General features: G+C 63.5%; 15 protein-coding genes. 5 read left to right on the top strand and 10 right to left on the bottom strand.

Features of this window, described 5'->3' with window-relative positions; all coding sequences use genetic code 11:
• Nucleotides 1-12: 12 nt before the first annotated feature.
• Nucleotides 13-1,617 carry a tetratricopeptide repeat-containing glycosyltransferase family protein gene (locus tag NCR34_RS04125; RefSeq protein WP_250499142.1) on the bottom strand — a complete coding sequence of 535 codons (1,605 nt, stop codon included), beginning with the start codon at nucleotides 1,615-1,617 and terminating at the stop codon, nucleotides 13-15.
• 140 nt (nucleotides 1,618-1,757) lie between these two features.
• A complete protein-coding gene (locus NCR34_RS04120) occupies nucleotides 1,758-2,519 on the bottom strand; it encodes a class I SAM-dependent methyltransferase (RefSeq protein ID WP_250499141.1) in 762 nt (253 codons plus the stop codon).
• Between the two features lie 158 nt (nucleotides 2,520-2,677).
• Between NCR34_RS04120 and NCR34_RS04115 the strand changes: the two genes are divergently transcribed.
• The 3 genes from NCR34_RS04115 (at nucleotide 2,678) to NCR34_RS04105 (ending at nucleotide 5,990) form a co-directional block, all read left to right on the top strand.
• Complete coding sequence (locus tag NCR34_RS04115; RefSeq protein WP_250499140.1) at nucleotides 2,678-3,502, top strand: helix-turn-helix transcriptional regulator; 825 nt, start codon at nucleotides 2,678-2,680, stop codon at nucleotides 3,500-3,502.
• A gap of 54 nt (nucleotides 3,503-3,556) precedes the next feature.
• Nucleotides 3,557-4,960, top strand: a complete 1,404-nt coding sequence (gene argH, locus NCR34_RS04110; RefSeq protein ID WP_250499139.1) for an argininosuccinate lyase — start codon at nucleotides 3,557-3,559, stop codon at nucleotides 4,958-4,960.
• Nucleotides 4,961-5,057: 97 nt separating this feature from the next.
• A complete protein-coding gene (locus NCR34_RS04105; RefSeq protein WP_250499138.1) occupies nucleotides 5,058-5,990 on the top strand; it encodes a bestrophin family protein in 933 nt (310 codons plus the stop codon).
• Here NCR34_RS04105 and NCR34_RS04100 read toward each other — a convergent pair.
• Nucleotides 5,977-6,330 (bottom strand): T6SS amidase immunity protein Tai4 family protein, encoded by a 354-nt coding sequence (locus NCR34_RS04100; RefSeq protein WP_250499137.1) that lies wholly within the window; start codon nucleotides 6,328-6,330, stop codon nucleotides 5,977-5,979. The two genes, NCR34_RS04105 and NCR34_RS04100, sit on opposite strands and share 14 nt — an antisense overlap.
• A 29-nt stretch (nucleotides 6,331-6,359) precedes the next feature.
• A complete protein-coding gene (locus tag NCR34_RS04095; RefSeq protein WP_250499136.1) occupies nucleotides 6,360-6,848 on the bottom strand; it encodes a type VI secretion system amidase effector protein Tae4 in 489 nt (162 codons plus the stop codon).
• Between the two features lie 180 nt (nucleotides 6,849-7,028).
• Here NCR34_RS04095 and gstA point away from each other — a divergent pair, with 180 nt between their 5' ends.
• Nucleotides 7,029-7,634, top strand: coding sequence for a glutathione transferase GstA (gstA, locus tag NCR34_RS04090; RefSeq protein WP_250499135.1), 606 nt, complete (start codon nucleotides 7,029-7,031; stop codon nucleotides 7,632-7,634).
• Nucleotides 7,635-7,712: 78 nt separating this feature from the next.
• Here gstA and NCR34_RS04085 read toward each other — a convergent pair whose 3' ends face one another.
• The 4 genes from NCR34_RS04085 to apbC form a co-directional block, all read right to left on the bottom strand.
• Nucleotides 7,713-9,998 carry an arginine/lysine/ornithine decarboxylase gene (locus NCR34_RS04085; protein ID WP_250499134.1) on the bottom strand — a complete coding sequence of 762 codons (2,286 nt, stop codon included), beginning with the start codon at nucleotides 9,996-9,998 and terminating at the stop codon, nucleotides 7,713-7,715.
• Nucleotides 9,999-10,102: 104 nt separating this feature from the next.
• Nucleotides 10,103-10,672 (bottom strand): dCTP deaminase, encoded by a 570-nt coding sequence (gene dcd, locus NCR34_RS04080; RefSeq protein ID WP_014190693.1) that lies wholly within the window; start codon nucleotides 10,670-10,672, stop codon nucleotides 10,103-10,105.
• A gap of 159 nt (nucleotides 10,673-10,831) precedes the next feature.
• Entirely contained in the window at nucleotides 10,832-11,377 is a 546-nt protein-coding gene (locus tag NCR34_RS04075) for a superoxide dismutase family protein (RefSeq protein WP_250499133.1), read from the bottom strand.
• A gap of 119 nt (nucleotides 11,378-11,496) precedes the next feature.
• On the bottom strand, nucleotides 11,497-12,585 hold the full coding sequence (gene apbC, locus NCR34_RS04070) for an iron-sulfur cluster carrier protein ApbC (protein ID WP_250499132.1): 1,089 nt from the start codon (nucleotides 12,583-12,585) through the stop codon (nucleotides 11,497-11,499).
• A gap of 259 nt (nucleotides 12,586-12,844) precedes the next feature.
• Between apbC and NCR34_RS04065 the strand changes: the two genes are divergently transcribed.
• Nucleotides 12,845-13,501 carry a YiaD family glycine zipper/OmpA-like lipoprotein gene (locus NCR34_RS04065; protein ID WP_248321544.1) on the top strand — a complete coding sequence of 219 codons (657 nt, stop codon included), beginning with the start codon at nucleotides 12,845-12,847 and terminating at the stop codon, nucleotides 13,499-13,501.
• Between the two features lie 227 nt (nucleotides 13,502-13,728).
• Here the strand turns inward: NCR34_RS04065 and NCR34_RS04060 are convergent, their stop codons facing one another.
• Nucleotides 13,729-14,148 (bottom strand): type II toxin-antitoxin system HicB family antitoxin, encoded by a 420-nt coding sequence (locus NCR34_RS04060; RefSeq protein WP_250499131.1) that lies wholly within the window; start codon nucleotides 14,146-14,148, stop codon nucleotides 13,729-13,731.
• Nucleotides 14,149-14,183: 35 nt separating this feature from the next.
• Nucleotides 14,184-14,363 (bottom strand): type II toxin-antitoxin system HicA family toxin, encoded by a 180-nt coding sequence (locus NCR34_RS04055; protein WP_248321540.1) that lies wholly within the window; start codon nucleotides 14,361-14,363, stop codon nucleotides 14,184-14,186.
• Nucleotides 14,364-14,410 lie beyond the last annotated feature (47 nt).

The raw sequence follows: 14,410 nt of genomic DNA, 5'->3' as shown, positions 1-14,410 counted from the left end.
GGGGAGCGCCGTCTATCGTGGCGGCGCTTCAGAACGCGCCAATTCCCGCAAGCACTGCCCGACCTTGGCGATCACGTCGCTCCAGTCGTCAGGCCGCGATTGCCGGAAGAGGCGCGCCGACGGATACCACGGCGAATCCTCCCGCCCGACGAGCCAGCGCCAGTCGCCTGCAAAGCGGAGCAGTATCCAGACCGGCTTGCCCAGCGCGCCCGCCAGATGCGCGACGGATGTATCGACGCTGATGACCAGATCGAGCTGTTCGATGAGCGCCGCCGTATCGGCGAGATCGGTGACGCCGCTCATCAGGTCGACCGGCCGGAGGTGCGGCGGTATCTGAGTCAATTCGGCTTCGGGCCCGCCCATTTGCAGGCTGAAGAACTCGATTCCCGGTATCTGCAGACAGTCGATAAAGCTGCTCAAGGCGATGGACCGCTGCTCGTTCTCGGTCGTGTCGAACCGTCCGGGCCGGGCGCAGCCTAATCTGTGGCTGCCGCCCCAAACGAGTCCTACCTTCGGCCATCGGGACGGCGCGCGTTGCGCGAACGTCTTGCTCAACCGCGTGACCTGCGCATCCGGCAATCGAAAATACGGCACGTCCGCCGGCAGGTTCGCGAGCGTAATGTCCAGCCGGTGCGGCAGGCTCATCATGAAGCACCACCGGTCATAGGAGGCGACGTCGATCCCTTGCGTCGACGGAATGACTTCGTCCACGCCGTCGACACATTCCAGCAATCTGATCAGGTTCGGAGTACAGAGGACCGACAGCCTGCTCACACCCCGCGCTTTTAGCATCGGCAGAAAACGGGCGAACTGAATCATGTCTCCGAGACCTGCCTCCTGCACGACAAGGAGCGATTTTCGCGCGATCGACTCGCCGTGGCGCCACTGAACGATCGAAAGGCCCGATGCGGCCGCAGCGGCAAAATCGAAGTTCGCCCTATCCCAGGCGGTGGAGTCGGTGTCGAGCCGACTCTCGCAGAGGGCCCAGCCTTCCGCGTACTGGCCCGTGCTGAGCAGGATCATTCCGAGCAACAACTTTGCAGGCGGATTGTCCGGGCGAATGGCTAGCGAGCGTCGCGTCGCAGCCTCCGCTTCTTCGACCCTTTCCTGCGAATCCAGCACGATGCCCAGCGTTTGATAAGTTTGGAACGAGTTGGGGTCGAGCGTCAGCGCATGTTTCAGCACGGCCTCTGCTTCGGGCAGACGACGCTGAAGCCGGAGAACGTTGCCCAACGCGCTATATAAATTCGCATCGTCCGGCTTGATATTAATTGCGTCGCGGAAAACCTTCTCGCTCTCGGCCCAGCGGGCTTGCTTGCTCAACACGTCGCCAAGCACGCCGTGCGCATCGCCGAAGTCCGGCTTCAGGGCGCAAGCGCGGCGCACGGCCACTTCGGCTTCCTCGAACCGCCCGAGATCGACCAGGACGAGCGCCAGATTGAAGCAAATCTCCACGGAATCTGGTCTCACGCGAAAAGCGTTTTGAAGCAGCGCCTCGGATTCCGCGTAGCGACCCTGCTGTCGCAAAAACGCGCCGTAGTTGTTCATCGCGGCGGCAGAGTGCGGGCTCTGCTCCAGCCGGCTGCGTAACTGAACTTCCAATTCGTTGGCTTGCATGATGGATTCTCGCGACGCATCGGCTCGCGAACCGTTTTCGCCGTTCCCGGCGGCCGATGCGCAGAACTTGCCCGAAGCGACAATTGTAGAATCGCGACGCTCACGCTTTGTGAAGTTCCATGAAACGCCAGCCGGCAAGACTACGATCGTCGCCCTTCGATCATCAACGCATCCAGTTCGAACGATCCATCTTCCTTCACCGCGAAGTACTGGCGCACTTCATCCGGAGCCCGCTCCCACATCGATCTGATCGCGGTCACGCGCTCGGGCGGCGTGCGCATGCGCGTCACCCATGCGTCGAATTGGAGCGGAATGCGCCAGCGTTCGGTCACGCGCGCGTCGAAGCCGGCGGCGCCGAGCATCGCGATCCATTCGTCCGCGCGATAGTCGCGGATATGCGATGCATCGCGCAACACTTCGATCGCCTGAATGTGCGTGTCGAAAAGCGGATCGTCGATGCCCGCGATGTCGATGAACTTGAGCCGCCCGCCCGGCTTCAGCACGCGATGCACCTCGGCGAGCGCCTTCGGCACGTCGCGCCAGTGATGCGCGCTCATGCGGCTGATCGCCCAGTCGAACGAGGCGTCGTCAAAGGGCAGCGTTTCGGCCGTGCCCTGCTGCGTGCGGATGGCCGTCAGCCCGCGCTCTTTCGCGGCGGCTTCGACGGTGGCGAGCATCTGCGGCGCGATGTCGTAGGCCACGACTTGCTTCACATGCGGCGCGACCGCGAAGCTAGCGTGACCCGCGCCGCAGCCCATGTCCAGCACCGTCGCGTTGCCGCACGTCGCGGCGAAGGTCGCGGCAAGGTTTTGCAGATCGGCGCCGGTCGCGTGAACCTGACTCGTGAGATACGCGGCGGCAGTGCTGCCGAACGCGTCGGCGACCTGTTCGTGGTGTTTCATCGTGACTCCGCATGGTGGACGTGTTGTGCATCGGATACCGGTCGTCGCAGCGCCGGCGTGTCGATACAATAGAGCCCGCCTTGTACCGGTACAAGTTGACTGGTTATCCTGGTATCCGAACCACCCGTCGCGCGCCGACGTTTGCGTCCGAAGTCCGCATGAACCGAACCGAAAACAAGCCCGCCGAACCGCTCGCCGGACCGCTCCCTGATACGCCGGCCCGCGCGCTCGGCGAATTCATCCGCACGCATCGCGAGCGTCTGTCGCCGCTCGCGGTCGGCTTGCCGTCGGGTCCGCGCCGCCGCACGCCCGGCCTGCGCCGCGAGGAAGTCGCGCAACTGTGTGGCGTGAGCCCGACCTGGTACACGTGGATCGAGCAGGGCCGGCCGGTGTCCGCCTCCGCCGACGCGCTCGCGCGCATCGCCGTCGCGCTGCAACTGTCGCGCGCCGAACGCGCTTATCTGTTCGAACTCGCCGCGCAACGCGATCCCGCCGAGCCCGATCCCGCCGCGCAGGACGTCCCCGCCGCGCTGTTGCAGACGGTCGGCCTGATCGGCGCGCCCGCCTACGTGCTCGACCGCCAGTGGAACGCGCTGCGCTGGAACGCGCCGGCTGCGGACCTGTTCGTCGGCTGGCTGGACGGCGAGCACGACCGCAATCTCCTGACCTACACGTTCACGTCGCCGGCGGCGCGAACGCTGATCGTCGACTGGGAAACGCGCGCGCGGCGCCTCGCCGCCGAATTTCGCGCGGATTCCATCCGCCATCTGAACGATCCGCCCACGCGCGCACTGATCGACGCGCTGAGCGCCGCAAGCGATGCCTTCGCGCGCTACTGGGCCTCGCAAGACGTGTTCGAGCGGGAAGGCGGCGAGCGCGCGTTCGATCATCCGTCGCGCGGGCGCGTGGTGTTCAATCAGATCACGTTCAAGCCGGCGCATCGCGAAGACCTGAAGCTCGTGATTCTGGTCGGGGACGCGTAGCCCCGAATGTTAAAATTCTCGTCTTTCTGACGCCTCGAACGCCGAAAACACACCATGACGTCCCAACTTCACAAAAAAGGCGAAGCCTGGTCGGCTCGCTTCTCCGAGCCGATGTCGGAGCTCGTCAAACGCTATACGTCGTCGGTGTTCTTCGACAAGCGGCTCGCGCTCGTCGACATTCAAGGCTCGCTCGCGCATGCGTCGATGCTCGCGGCGCAGAACATCATCGGCGCGGACGACCTCGCGGCCATCGAGCGCGGCATGGCGCAGATCAAGGGCGAGATCGAGCGCGGCGAGTTCGAATGGAAGCTGGATCTCGAAGACGTGCACCTGAACATCGAGGCGCGGCTCACCGCGCTGATCGGCGATGCGGGCAAACGGCTGCACACGGGCCGCTCGCGCAACGATCAGGTCGCGACCGATATCCGCCTGTGGCTGCGCGGCGAGATCGATCGCATCGGTGACTTGCTGAAGGACCTGCGCCTCGCGCTCATCGACATGGCGGAGAAGCACGCGGACACCATCATGCCCGGCTTCACGCATCTGCAAGTGGCGCAGCCGGTGACGTTCGGGCATCACCTGCTCGCCTACGTCGAGATGTTCACGCGCGATGCCGAGCGCATGCGCGACTGCCGCCGTCGCGTGAACCGGCTGCCGCTCGGCGCGGCGGCGCTCGCGGGCACGAGCTATCCGATCGACCGTCACGCGGTGGCGGCCTCGCTCGGCTTCGACGGCATCTGCGCCAATTCGCTCGATGCGGTGTCCGACCGCGATTTCGCGATCGAATTCACGGCGGCGGCCGCGCTCATCATGACGCACGTCTCGCGCTTCTCCGAGGAATTAGTGCTGTGGATGAGCCCGCGCGTCGGCTTTATCGATCTGGCGGACCGCTTCTGCACCGGTTCGTCGATCATGCCGCAGAAGAAAAACCCGGACGTGCCGGAACTCGCGCGCGGCAAGACGGGCCGCGTGAACGGGCATCTGATGGCGTTGCTCACGCTGATGAAAGGTCAGCCGCTCGCGTACAACAAGGACAATCAGGAAGACAAGGAACCGCTTTTCGACACGGTCGATACGGTTGCCGACACGCTGCGCATCTTCGCGGAAATGGCCGCGGGCATCACGGTGAAGCCGCAGGCCATGCGCGCCGCGGCCTTGCAAGGCTTCGCAACCGCCACCGATCTCGCGGACTATCTCGTGAAGCGCGGCCTGCCCTTCCGCGATGCGCACGAAGCCGTGGCGCACGCGGTGCGCATCTGCGACGAGCGTGGCTGCGATATCGCGGATCTCTCGCTGGACGCGATGCGCATCGAACTGCCGAACGTCGCGCATCTGATCGGCGAGGACGTGTTCGAGTATTTGACGCTCGAAGGCTCGGTCGCGAGCCGCAATCATCCGGGCGGCACCGCGCCGGATCAGGTGCGCGCGGCGGCCAGGGCGGCACGCGAGGCGCTTTGAGCCCGCGCAGAAGCCGTCGGTTGCATGAAGGGCTGTCCGCAGGGACGGCCTTTTTTGTCGCCGTATTTTCAAGACAGTCGCGCGTTTCCTCTCAAACATGATCATTCGCCCGAAGCTGCACTGGTTCCGCATGCTGTTCGTCTGGCGCGGCTCCGTGCTGCCGCAACTGCTGCCGCGGCTCGGGCTGATCTTCGCGCTGTCGGTCGCGGCGATCTTCATGCACGACCACATGCGGCACTATCCGATCGGGCTCGGCACGCCGCCGTTCGCGCTCGTCGGCATCGCGCTCGCGGTGTTCCTGGGCTTTCGCAACAGCGCGAGCTACGACCGCTGGTGGGAGGGGCGCAAGCTCTGGGGCTCGCTCGTCATCACGGCGCGGTCGCTCGCGCGTCAGGCGTTGTCGATGCCGCATCCGCGCGACGCCGGCGACACGCGGCGCTTTCTCGCGGCGATCGGCGGACTGGCGCATGCGTTGCGGCATCAGTTGCGCGGCACCGACGCGACGAGCGATCTCGCGCCGCGCCTGCCGCCGGAACTGCACGCGCGCGTCGCCGCCGCGCAGTACAAGCCCGCGCTGATCCTGCTGTGGCTCGGCGAATGGGTCGCGGCGAGAAAACGCGAAGGCGCGCTCGACGGCTACGCGGTGCTCGCCATCGACGCGAACCTGAACGCGCTGTCGGCCGTGATCGGCGGCTGCGAGCGGCTCACCTCGACGCCGCTGCCTTTCTCGTACTCGGTGATGATCCACCGCACGATCTACCTCTTCTGCGTGATGCTGCCGTTCGGCCTCGTCGATGGCGCGGGCCTGTTGACGCCGCTTTTCGCGTTGCTGGTGGCGTATGCGTTCATGGCGCTGGAGGCGATCGCCGCGCAGATCGAAGACCCGTTCGGGTTAGAGGAGAACGACCTCGCGCTGAATGCGATGTGCGCGACGCTCGAAGCGGCGCTGCACGATATGGCGGCGGACCCGGAGTTCGCGTCCGCGCCGCCCGTGTCGCGCGATTCATCGCGCAAGTTCATCGTCGATTAGCGGCGGCGGATGGCGCAGTCACGATTCGGGCGGTGAGATCGTCGAGCGCTTTGCTGTCGAAGAGATCGATGCATTTCTTCGTTCTGAACGACGAGTGAACCGCGCCGGAGTAGCGCCGGTTCGCATACTCGCTCGCAAGCTTGTCGACAGCCAGGTAGGCGTCAGCCGCGACGCTGCCAGCTTCGAGATAGCTGCTCGCTGTTGCGTTCGCGTCGTCCTTCGCCGGTGAGTCGGGATAGACCTTCGCGAGACAACGGCTCAGTGCCCAGCGCTTCAGGAGCGCCTGCTGCGTCTCAGTCACTGACGCCGGAGAGGCCAGTGCAAGCTGGCCGAGCGCCAAGAGCACGACACCTGCGACGAAGAGGCGCATCAATGCAACTCCCACAGCGATGCCGTATCAGGAATGAACGTGCCGTTGTCCGGATTCTGAAGCAGGTGGCAGGAATCCGAACATGCAGCGCCGTTCCAAAGAGTGACGTGCCCTCGCGCATCCTTCCAGCCGTGTCCGCGCACGACGAGGATGCCTCGCTGACCGCGAAAATCTGCTTCCTTCGGAGACTTGACGGTTTTATCGGGCCTTCCGAACTCGCGCTCGAGATAGGCCATGATGTCGTTCACCCGGAACAAGTACTGCTTTCCGTCCGCACCCGATACAGTCGCATAGCCCGCTTCCTTCCTGACGGGAAACCCGGTGCTGTTCAGCACGTAGCTCATTCTTATCGGACATGCGTTCTGGAAGATACGGGCCTTGATATTGTCGTCGACGCGACCGCCGATCAATTTCCCGACATCCGCCACGCTCACGTGTACACGGGTGAATGCGATCCATGCGCTCCCGAATGGTGGCCTGCCGCTCATGATGACCTCTTTGCTTTGTTATTGGATTCAACAGCATGGTCGTGAACAGCTTGAAGCAACACACGATTTGTCCTATTCACGGCTGCGGCAAATTGATCTCCGAATATCAGAAGCGATCGCTCGCGCCGCGCCCTCGTCCGAATCGTTCATAATGGCGCGCGTTTCACCTTGGAGATTTGAATGAAACTGTTCTACAAAGCCGGCGCGTGCTCGCTTGCCTCGCATATCGTCCTCGAAGAATCCGGTCTGCCGTACGAAATCGAAGCCGTCGACCTGAAGACGAAAGTCACCGCAAGCGGCGCCGATTTCATGGCGATCAACCCGAAGGGCTACGTGCCCGCGCTTCAGCTCGACAACGGCGAACTGCTGACCGAAGGTCCGGCGATCATGCAGTACATCGCGGATCAGGCGCCGGCCAAGCATCTCGCGCCGCTCGCCGACGCGATGGCGCGCTATCGTCTGCAAGGCTGGCTGACGTTTATTGGCACGGAATTGCACAAGAATTTCACGCCGTTCTTCAGCCCGGCTGGGACGAGCGAGTGGAAAGCCGCCGCAATGGCCAATCTGGAGCGCCGTCTCGCGTACGTGGCGAAGCATATCGACGACAAGCAGTATCTGCTGGGCGACGAATACGGCATCGGCGACGCGTATCTCTTCACCGTGCTCGGCTGGGCGCCGTTCATCGACCTCGATCTGAACAAGTGGCCGGCGTTGACCGCGTATCGGGCGCGCGTCGCGGCGCGTCCGGCGGTGCAGGCGGCGATGAAGGCGGAAGGACTGATTTAAGCGGTTCGCGCTTCCTAGAACGACAAACGGCCCTTCGATGAAGGGCCGTTTGTCTTTGCAACAGCGAATCACGCGATATCAATCGCGCACACAATCGACGAAATACTCGATGCGCCCGTTGATCATTTCACCGACGAGCCCGTGAATATCCGTGTGGAAGCCCGGGAAGCGCTCGTTGAACTCACGCGCGAATCGCAAATAATCGACGATCGTGCGGTTGAAGCGCTCGCCCGGAATCAGCAACGGAATGCCCGGCGGATACGGCGTCAGCAGAATGCTCGTCACGCGTCCTTCGAGTTCGTCGATCGGCACGCGGTCGATCTCGCGGTGCACGAGCTTCGCATACGCTTCGGACGGCTTCATCGCGGGCTCCATGCTCGACAGATACATCTCGGTCGTGAGCCGCGCGATGTCGTTCGCGCGATAGACGCTGTGGATCTGCTCGCACAGATCGCGCAGGCCGATGCGCTCGTATGACGGATGCTGCGCGATGAACTCGGGCAGCACGCGCCACAACGGCTGATTGTTGTCGTAGTCGTCCTTGAACTGCTGAAGCTCGGTGACCATCGAGTTCCAGCGGCCCTTCGTAATGCCGATCGTGAACATGATGAAGAACGAGTACAGCCCCGTCTTCTCCACGATGATGCCGTGCTCGGCCAGATACTTCGTCACGATGGCGGCCGGAATGCCCGTCTCGCCGAATTCGCCGTCCACGTCGAGCCCCGGCGTGATGATCGTCGCCTTGATCGGGTCGAGCATGTTGAAGTTTTCGGCGAGCGCGCCGAAGCCGTGCCAGCGGTCGTTCGGCTTCAGCATCCACTCCTCGCGGTCGCCGATGCCCTCTTCGGCCAGCGCGTCCGGGCCCCAGACCTTGAAGAACCAGTCGTCGCCGTATTCGGCATCCACCTTGCGCATCGCGCGGCGTAAATCGAGCGCCTCGGCAATCGACTCTTCCACGAGCGCCGGGCCGCCCGGCGCTTCCATCATCGCGGCGGCCACGTCGCACGACGCGATGATCGCGTATTGCGGCGACGTCGACGTGTGCATCAGATACGCCTCGTTGAATCGATGGCGGTCGAACGTGCTGTTCTCGCTGTCCTGCACGAGAATCTGCGATGCCTGCGAAATGCCGGCGAGCAGCTTGTGCGTGGAGTGCGTGGCGAACACCAGCGCGCCGGTGCGCGGCCGGCCCGCGCCGATCGCGTGCATGTCCTGATAGAACGAGTGGAACTCGGCGTGCGGCAGCCACGCTTCGTCGAAATGCAGCGTATCGAGCATGTCGCCGAGCAGGTCCTTGATCATCTCGACGTTGTAGATCACGCCGTCGTACGTGCTCTGCGTGATGGTCAGGATGCGCGGCTTGACCTTCGGGTTCTTCGCGAGCGCCTCGCGTGCGAACGGATTCGCCTCGATCTTGCGGCGAATGTTCTCGGGCTTGAACTCGTCGCGCGGAATCGGCCCGATGATGCCGAAGTGATTGCGCGTCGGCGTGAGGAACACGGGAATCGCGCCCGTCATCGTGATGGCGTGCAGGATCGACTTGTGGCAGTTGCGGTCCACGAGCACGATATCGCCCGGCGCGACGGTCGCGTGCCACACGATCTTGTTCGAGGTCGACGTGCCGTTGGTCACGAAAAAGAGATGATCCGCGCTGAAGATGCGCGCCGCATTGCGCTCGGAGGCCGCGACCGGCCCGGTGTGATCGAGCAGCTGGCCGAGTTCGTCCACCGCGTTGCACACGTCCGCGCGCAGCATGTTCTCACCGAAGAACTGGTGGAACATCTGCCCGAGCGGATTCTTCAGGAACGCGACGCCGCCCGAGTGACCCGGACAGTGCCACGAATACGAGCCCTCTTCCGCGTACTGCACCAGTTCCTTGAAGAACGGCGGCGCGAGCGAATCGAGATACACCTTGGCTTCGCGAATGACGTGACGCGCGACGAACTCCGGCGTGTCCTCGAACATGTGGATGAAGCCGTGCAGCTCGCGCAGGATGTCGTTCGGCAAGTGCCGCGAGGTGCGCGTTTCGCCGTACAGGAAGATGGGGATGTCGGCGTTGCGGCGGCGCACGGCGTTGATGAACGCGCGCAGCGCGACGATGGCCGACGCCAGTTCGGGCGTGTCGCCTTCCACGACGACATTGTCGGCGTAAGGCAGCAGCTCGTCGTCGTCGATCGACAGAATGAAGCACGACGCGCGGCTCGACTGCTGCGCGAAAGCGGCGAGATCGCCGTAGCTCGTGAGACCGAGCACTTCGGCGCCTTCGCCCTCGATCGCCTCGGCCAGCGCGCGAATGCCGGAACCCGAGATGTTCTCGGAGCGAAAGTCTTCGTCGATGATGACGACGGGGAAGCGGAACTTCATGAGGCGAATCTCCAAATGGAACGACCGCTGCCCGAGACTTTTTCCCGGAGCCAGCGGTCCTTCGACAAGCGCGTGCCGTGTGCGGTTCTAGGGACGCCGGGCGATCAGGTTTTCGGCAGCGTCACGCCGTGCTGCCCTTGATACTTGCCGCCGCGGTCGGCGTAGGACGTCTCGCAGATCTCGTCGCTTTCGAAGAAGAGAACCTGCGCGACCCCTTCGTTCGCATAGATTTTGGCGGGCAATGGTGTCGTATTCGAGAATTCGAGCGTCACGTAGCCTTCCCACTCCGGCTCGAACGGCGTGACGTTCACGATGATTCCGCAGCGCGCGTAAGTGGACTTGCCGAGACACACGGTCAGGCACGAGCGCGGAATGCGGAAATATTCGACCGTGCGCGCGAGCGCGAAGGAATTCGGCGGAATGATGCAGACATCGCCCTTGAAGTCCACGAACGATTTCTCGTCGAACGCCTTCGGATCGACGATGGTCGAGTTGATGTTCGTGAAGATCTTGAATTCGTCGGCGACGCGAATGTCGTAGCCGTAGCTCGACGTGCCGTAGCTCACGATCTTGCGGCCGTCCTCGGCCACGCGCACCTGATCGCGCACGAACGGCTCGATCATCTTGTGCTCTTCGGCCATGCGCCGAATCCACTTGTCGGACTTGATGCTCATAGGGGACGGTACCCAACGTTGCGGCGCGAAGTCGCGCACTTGGCGGGACTGCAGGCCTGCGGTGAAACGGCGCATGGCCTCGTGCGGCCAGACGAAAATGGAAGCGCGTATTTTACGCGAACGACGCCCGCCGCGAGATCGGCCGTTCGGACGATGCCGTTACCGCCTGATGACGCCGCACGCAAGCGTCGGACCCACGTTGTGCGGACTTATCGCGTAGGGGTCGGCCGCTTCGCGGTGCAGCATGATCGCGCGGGAGATGACCGAGCGCACGCCGTCGAGCGACACGTCCGTCGCCACGATGAAGCCGGTGGCCGCGCCCGTGGCGTCGGCGTGAATGTTGCCGAGTTCGCCTTCGAGCCGGCTACCTGCGCGCCCGCGGTCGGAGGGCAGCGCAAAGACCGGGCTCGCGTCCCCGTTCACCGCGATACAGTCACCGCGTTCGTGAACTTGCAGAGCGTGGTCGCTGTTGGGCGGCATGTCGACGAGGTTGTACGAGATCTGCACGCCGTCGGCGCGCTCGATGAGCGTCACCGTGCCGCGCGCCGTGTTGCCGGGCGTGGGCGTCAGCGTGGCGTCCGCGCGTTTCTCGTGATTCTGGAAGATGATGCCGCAGCCGCCGAGCAGCACGCTGCACACCGCCGCGGCCACGGCGAACAAGGCGAACCAGGCGGAGCGCGTCCGCCCGTTGACTCTGTCTCTCATGCGATCCTCTCGGCGGCCCGCCGACACCCGTTGCGTCGACGCTGCCGCGTCTCGAAGGCGACATGATACCGCGAGCCGCGCCGCACAAGGCTCGCGCGAGAGGGCCGCTTTGCGGCGGATCAGGTGTTCTGCACGACGATGCTCGGGAACTTCGAGGTCATGTCGCGCTGACGCTCGGCGACCGAGATCGCGACGCGCCGCGCAATCGCGCGATAGGTCTCCGCAATCTTGCTTTCCGGCTGCGACACGACGGTCGGCTGGCCGGCGTCGGTGCGCTCGCGGATGGAAATGTCGAGCGGCAGCGAACCGAGAATCTGCACGCCATATTCTTTCGCCATGCGCTCGCCGCCGCCCGCGCCGAAGATATGCTCCTCGTGGCCGCAGTTCGAGCAGATATGCGTGCTCATGTTTTCGACGATGCCGAGAATCGGAATGCCGACCTTCTCGAACATCTTGAGGCCCTTCTTCGCGTCGAGCAGCGCGATGTCCTGCGGCGTCGTCACGATCACCGCGCCCGTCACCGGCACCTTCTGCGACAGCGTGAGCTGGATGTCGCCCGTGCCCGGCGGCATGTCGACGACGAGGTAGTCGAGATCCTTCCAGTTCGTCTGGCGCAGCAGCTGTTCGAGCGCGGACGTGACCATCGGGCCGCGCCACACCATCGGGTTGTCCTGCTCGATCAGAAAGCCGATCGAGTTCGCCTGAATGCCGTGTCCGGTCAGCGGATTCATCGACTGATTGTCGGGCGATTCCGGCCGGCCGGAAATGCCGAGCATCATCGGCAGCGAGGGGCCGTAGATGTCGGCGTCGAGCATGCCGACCGATGCGCCTTCCGCCGCGAGCGCGAGCGCGAGATTCGCGGCTGTCGTGCTCTTGCCGACACCGCCCTTGCCCGACGCGACCGCGATGATGTTCTTGACGTTGGGCAACAGCTTCACGCCGCGCTGCACCGCATGCGCGACCACTTGCGAAGAAACGTCGACGGCGGTATCGGTGACGCCTGGCACCTGACGCAGCGCGTCCTCGACGAGTTTGCCGATCAACGCGAACTGCGTCTTGGCCGGATAGCCCAGCACGACGCTCACCGACACCTTGCCGCCTTCGACCGATACGTTGCGGATGCTCTTGGTGTCGACGAACTTGCGGTTGGTGTTGGGATCGGTCAGGTTAGCGAGTGCAGTGTCGATCTGCGCGCGGTCAATGCTCATTGATACTCCGTGGAACGAGGGTTGCTGCCGTGCGTCGCCGTGCAACAAACTGATGAAATTGCAAGTAATTGTTAGCGCCGTTGCGCGCGACTTGCTTCGCGCTGCACTATGCCGCTGCTGTCGTTTTCCGGGGACGTATCGCCGCGGGAAAACGGACGTTTCTCAATATTGTAGAGGCTCGTCCGAAAGCCCGTCCGAAGACCCTTTCGCACTGTCGGCGCGTGCGCGTCGAATCGCTTGTTGAATCAAGGAGATCAAGATGAAGATGAAGATGTTGACCCGTTTGTCCGTGTTCGCCGTGGCGGGCGCGCTCGTCGCAGGCTGCGCGTCGCAGCAAGGCACCAACGCAGCGGTCGGCACGGGCGTCGGCGCGGCCACGGGCGCGGGCATTGGCGCGATTTTCGGCGGCGGCAAGGGCGCGGCGATCGGCGCGGCCACGGGCGCGGCGGTCGGCGGCATCACCGGCTACAACTGGCAGGCCATCCGCAACAAGATTTCCGGCGACTCGAAGGGCACCGGCACGCAGGTGACCGAGCAGCAGGACGGCTCGCTGAAGGTCAACATCCCGAATTCCATCTCGTTCGATACCAACAGCTACGCGATCAAGCCCTCTTTCGACCCGGTTCTGAACTCGGTCACGCAAACGTTGCAGCAACATCCTGAACTGATCGCGAGCGTCGTCGGCCATACGGACAACACCGGCACGGCCGCGTACAACCAGACGCTGTCGCAGAACCGAGCGCAGAGCGTGGCGTCGTATATTTCGAGCCACGGCGTCGCGGCGCAGCGTCTGTCGGCGCAGGGCATGGGCCAGAACCAGCCAATCGCCGACAACTCGACGGAAGCCGGCCGCGCGCAGAATCGTCGCGTGGAAATCTATCTGCGCGCGACGGCGCAGCCGGGGCAGGTTCAGTAAGACCTGACTAACAGGGGAAAGGCGACGAGCGCGTGATCCGGCACCGTTTCAGAGGCGAGTGAAAAATTTTTGAAACTTGCCGGCGCGCCGCTTGTCTGTCGTTACGGTGGGTGGATGGCTGGGCCATCGCCTGCCATTCTCCTCTTGTCGTTGTTGCTCCGGGGCCCGATTGGACCCCGGTTTTTTTTGGGCGGCGCAAATATCGCCGTTTCGCGCGTAGGCCGCCCTTACGCGAGAGAAATGCTGAGGCGTTTGCCCAGCGATTTCAGTGCGGCTTCGATAGCGTCGAGTTTTGACGGATGACGCGGATTCAGCAGCCGGTCCACCTGCGGCATGTGAACATTGAGCCGACGCGCGAGCTCCGACTTTCGCACGCCTTGCCGCACCATTTCGTTAGCGAGCAGGACCTTCGAGACGACGAGCGCCGGCAAAGTAACGACGGCCTGGCCCTTGCGCGGCTTCGACGGAGGCGGCAATTCGCGTTTCTCATCGAAGTAGATCTCGATGGCGCTTTCGAGCGCATCCAGCGCATTCAGAAGCGCCTCCTCTTCATCGTCGCCTACCGACACCGCTTCCGGAATGTCGGGGAACGTCACCAGGTAGCTGTTGTTCGTATCGAGCTCCAGGTTGACTGGATAAGACAACATGACTGTGTCAGCTCCCACGTGCATGAGACTTTCTTTCACTTCAATCCCAATTGTTTCTTGATCTGTTCGACTAGCTTGGTACCGATTTCCCTGCTTCCATGGTCGGGGAAAATCGTCGTTCTTCCATGCAAGGTCACGCGAAAATGGCTTCCTTTCGCCGGCTTGAACTCGGCTCCTTGCTGGCGCAGCCACCTTTTGAATTCGCTGTACTTCATATGCCTCCTGCAGTGCCGGAGTCACAGTACAGCGTCTCTCGCCTCGT

It is taken from the genome of Caballeronia sp. GAWG1-5s-s (assembly GCF_023631445.1).
Taxonomy (GTDB): Bacteria; Pseudomonadota; Gammaproteobacteria; order Burkholderiales; family Burkholderiaceae; genus Caballeronia.
The sequence above is the reverse complement of the archived record's forward strand: the minus strand, read 5'-3'. Positions and strand labels throughout refer to the sequence as shown.